Genomic DNA, 3,668 nt, shown 5'->3' on the forward strand with positions numbered 1-3,668 from the left:
GCCGTGCTGTCGGCGAAGTCGAGCTTCTTGAGCGCGTCGATCGTCGCCTGGTGCTGCGGGGTGGGCGACACCAGCAGGTATGGCGTGCCGGCGAAGCCGACCAGGCCCAGGTTGATGCCCGGCGTGAGCTGACTGGCGAACTGGCCGGCCGCCTCCTCGGCGGCCTTGAGCCGGTTCGGCGGGACGTCGGTGGAGGCCATGGACTCCGAGACATCGATCACCAGCATCACGACCGCCCGGTTGAGCGGGATCCGGACGTCGGACGTCGGCCCGGCCATCGCGGTGGTCAGCAGCACCAGCGACGTGGCCAACAGGATCGTCGGCACGTGCCGCCAGCGGCTGGGGCGCGCCGGCGCGACCCGCTCCAGCACCTCCATGTTGGCGAACCGCAGGACGCGGCGGCGGCGGGCGAACTGCAGCACGACGTAGATGCCCAGGACCAGCAGAACGGCCAGCAGGAACAGGAAGAACCACGCGTTCTGAAAGCCGGTGACCGACACGGGGCCCAGCAGGGGCAACTTCATGTGCAGCCACACTATGCGCCCGGTAGGCCCCGTGCACTCTCCCGCGGGTCAGCCGGCGACGAGGTCGCGGCGCTGCGTGAACTTGATGTCCAGGCTGCGGAGATGGGTCTGCAGCCCGGCGTCCTGGATCGGGATCAGGTGTGCGGCCTGTCCGGTCTCGTTGTAGTGGGCGTGCCACATGCCCGGCGGCGTGGTGAAGGCGCAGCCGGCGCGCCAGTCCACCCGGGTGGGGTCGACGATGTCGCCGTGCTCGTCGAGGCGGGTGCCCAGCAGGGTGTAGCAGCCGCTGGCCGGCGCGTCGAGGATCAGGTCCAGGGCCACCGACTGGTGCCGGTGCGGGCGCTGCACCTGGTTCGGCGGCAGGACGCCGAACATCGCCCACAGCACGTGGGTGATGGTCAGCGTCTGCTCCTGGTTGGTGTTGGCCAGCAGCACGCTGACCCGGCTCTTCTCGTTGGCGCCCGGGCGTGACGCGATCTCCTCCAGCTTCGCGACGGCGTCCGAGCGGCGGAACTTGGTGGCGCGGAACCGCGGCCGGGTGGCGTCGGCGCCCAGGTAGCGCATCAGCGGCTCGTCGTGCACCCAGTACATGGCCGTGTCGGTGGCCGCGTAGAAGACCGAGTGGGTGCCGGCGGGCAACGTCAGGAAGTCCCCCTTCTCCCACTGCACCAGTTGCCCGTTGACCGCGGCGAAGCCCCGCCCGTACAGCACGTAGTAAAGCTGCGAGGTGGCGTTGGGGCTCGTATCGACCTGCTCGCCCGGACGGATGCGCACGAAGTTGGCCAGCAGCGCGGGGCTGGTCGCGGCGCCGGTGTCGATGCCCAGCTCCTTGGACAGATCCAGCGGGATCACACCGGTCGGCTGATCGGTGTAGGTATCCGCATCGAACCGGGTAACCGGCACCTGCGGGACGTGGCCCGAGCCGATCGGGTTGGCGGCCTTCGAGTACTCGAAGTACTCCGCGTCGGAGGCCCAGTCCTGGAAACGACCTTCGAAGCCGTATTCGGCGACGTTGATCATCGGCGCCGGGATCGTCGGATCCAGGTTCGGGGTCACGGATTGTTCGGTGACGGGCATTTTCGCGGCTCCTTCGGCCTGCTCGCGGGCTTCTTCGATGCGTCTCATGTTTCTTTCGTATCTATCTTGTATCTCAGTTGTCGCCCTGTCAAGGGTTTCGGTGGTGTACCGTCACCACACTGCTGGGATACGACTTAGCTACCGGAAGGCTGGATGGCACCGATCGACCCGCGGCCGGCCACGGCCAAGGACCGCGCACTGGACTACGTCAAGACGCAGGTGCTCACCGGCGCGTTCCCGGGCGGGGAGCTGATCAGCGAGGGCGACGTCGCCACGGCGCTCGGAATGTCGCGCACGCCGGTGCGCGAGGCGTTCCTGCGGCTGGAGGCCGAGGGGCTGCTGCGGCTGTACCCGCAGCGGGGCGCCCTGGTCGTCCCGGTGTCCCCGGACGAGGTCCGGTCGGTGATGGAGGCCCGGCTGGTCCTGGAGCAGTTCGCGGCGACCAAGGTGGTCGGCCGCGGGACCGCCTCGTGCGCCGCGATTTTCGATCGGCTCTCCGGCGAGCTTCGGCGGCAGCGCGCCGCCGCCGACCGCTCCGATTGGCCCGACTTCCTCGATGCCGACCGCGCCTTCCACGCCATCACCCTGGCCGAATCGGGGAACGCCATTCTGGCGGGTTTCCACGCGTCGCTGCGGGACCGGCAGATGCGGATGATCGGCGAATCGGCGCTCCGCGATCCGGACCGGGTCACGACCATCATCGACGAGCACCGCGAGATCGCCGAGGCACTGCGCGACGGTGACGGCCCGCGAGCGTCGCGCGCGGTGCAGACCCACCTGGCCAGCACGGTGCGCGCCATCGGGCTGGCTTCCGATCTGATTTGAGCTCAGGCGAATTGTGTTAGAAGTCGCCTGATTCGGGGAAGTCCCGTCGAAGATGGTGCCCACCCCGGGCGCCGCTACGACAGGAGCTCGAAGTGATCACATCCATAATCCTCGCCCTCATCGTGGGCGCGATCATCGGTTTGGTCGCGCGCCTCGTGATGCCGGGCAAGCAGAACGTAGGCATGATCATGACGGTCGTGCTCGGCGCGGTCGGCGGCCTGATCGGCTCATGGGCCGCCAGCCAATTCGGTTACCACAACGCCAACGGCGGGGTGGCCTGGGTTCCGTTCTTCGTCGGGGTGGGCGCCGCCATCGTCCTGATCGCGCTGTACGAAGCGCTGACCGGTCGCCGCACCGGCACCCGGCTGACCCGTTAACCGGTCGGCCGAAAGCTGCGCCGCTCACCCGGATTTCGGGCGGGCGGCGTCAGCCTGCTATCAGCACCGCGTAGCGCGGCTTGATCACGTCGTCGATGATCGCCAGCCGCTCGTCGAAAGGAAGGAACGCCGACTTCATCGCGTTGATGGTGAACCGCTCGAGGTCGCTCCAGCCGTAGCCGAAAGCCTCGACCAAACGCCACATTTCGAGGCTCATCGTGGTATCGCTCATCAGGCGGTTGTCGGTGTTGACGGTCACCCGGAACCGGGTGCGGGCCAACAGGTCGAACGGGTGGTCCGCGATGCTCTTCACGGCGCCGGTCTGCACGTTGGAACTCGGGCACAGCTCCAACGGAATCCGCTTGTCCCGCAGGATGGCCGCCTGCTGGCCCAGCCGGACGCGACCGTCTTCTAGGACCTCGATGTCGTCGACGATACGCACCCCGTGGCCAAGGCGGTCGGCGCCGCAGAACGCGATCGCCTCGTGGATCGACGGCAGCCCGAAGGCCTCGCCCGCGTGAATGGTGAAGCGCGCGTTGTGGTCTCGCATGTACTCGAAGGCGTCCAGGTGCCGCGTCGGCGGGTTGCCCGCCTCGGCCCCGGCGATGTCGAACCCCACAACACCCTTGTCCCGGAACCGGATTGCCAGCTCGGCGATCTCCCGGGACACCGCGGCGTGCCGCATGGCGGTGACCAGCAGCCGCACCACGATCGGCCGGCCCGCGGCGGCGCAGGCCTGCTCGCCGTCGGCGAAACCGGCCAGCACGGCGTCCACGATCTCGTCGAACGACAGGCCCCGGTCGATGTGTAGTTCCGGCGCGAACCGGATCTCGGCGTACACCACCGAATCGGCGGCCAAATCTTC

The 3,668-nt window shown here is 68.4% G+C and carries 5 protein-coding genes; 2 read left to right on the forward strand and 3 right to left on the reverse strand.

The genetic code is table 11. From position 1 onward, the window contains the following. On the reverse strand, window positions 1-524 hold a 524-nt coding region (locus tag A9X05_RS24275), incomplete at its 3' end, for a VWA domain-containing protein (protein WP_156736949.1). 48 nt (window positions 525-572) lie between these two features. Next, window positions 573-1,601, reverse strand: coding sequence for a cupin domain-containing protein (locus A9X05_RS24280; RefSeq protein ID WP_067752009.1), 1,029 nt, complete (start codon window positions 1,599-1,601; stop codon window positions 573-575). Between the two features lie 153 nt (window positions 1,602-1,754). Here A9X05_RS24280 and A9X05_RS24285 point away from each other — a divergent pair, with 153 nt between their 5' ends. Together A9X05_RS24285 and A9X05_RS24290 are read left to right on the forward strand one after the other, a co-directional pair. Further along, complete coding sequence (locus A9X05_RS24285; RefSeq protein WP_067752013.1) at window positions 1,755-2,426, forward strand: GntR family transcriptional regulator; 672 nt, start codon at window positions 1,755-1,757, stop codon at window positions 2,424-2,426. A gap of 92 nt (window positions 2,427-2,518) precedes the next feature. Further along, window positions 2,519-2,803: a GlsB/YeaQ/YmgE family stress response membrane protein gene (locus tag A9X05_RS24290; protein WP_067752016.1), complete on the forward strand. Its 285-nt coding sequence runs from the start codon at window positions 2,519-2,521 to the stop codon at window positions 2,801-2,803. A 49-nt stretch (window positions 2,804-2,852) separates the two neighbouring features. On the opposite strand, the gene A9X05_RS24295 is transcribed toward A9X05_RS24290, so the two are convergent. Next, on the reverse strand, window positions 2,853-3,668 hold an 816-nt coding region (locus A9X05_RS24295), incomplete at its 5' end, for an adenosine deaminase (RefSeq protein WP_067784522.1).

The sequence above is a fragment of the Mycobacterium sp. E3298 genome, from assembly GCF_001666895.1.
GTDB lineage: Bacteria > Actinomycetota > Actinomycetes > Mycobacteriales > Mycobacteriaceae > Mycobacterium.

What these genes read in the sequence shown, in the direction of transcription:
- A9X05_RS24280 (WP_067752009.1), bottom strand. Translation starts at nt 1,601, where the DNA reads ATGCCCGTCACCGAACAATCCGTGACCCCGAACCTGGATCCGACGATC.
- A9X05_RS24285 (WP_067752013.1), top strand. Translation starts at nt 1,755, where the DNA reads ATGGCACCGATCGACCCGCGGCCGGCCACGGCCAAGGACCGCGCACTG.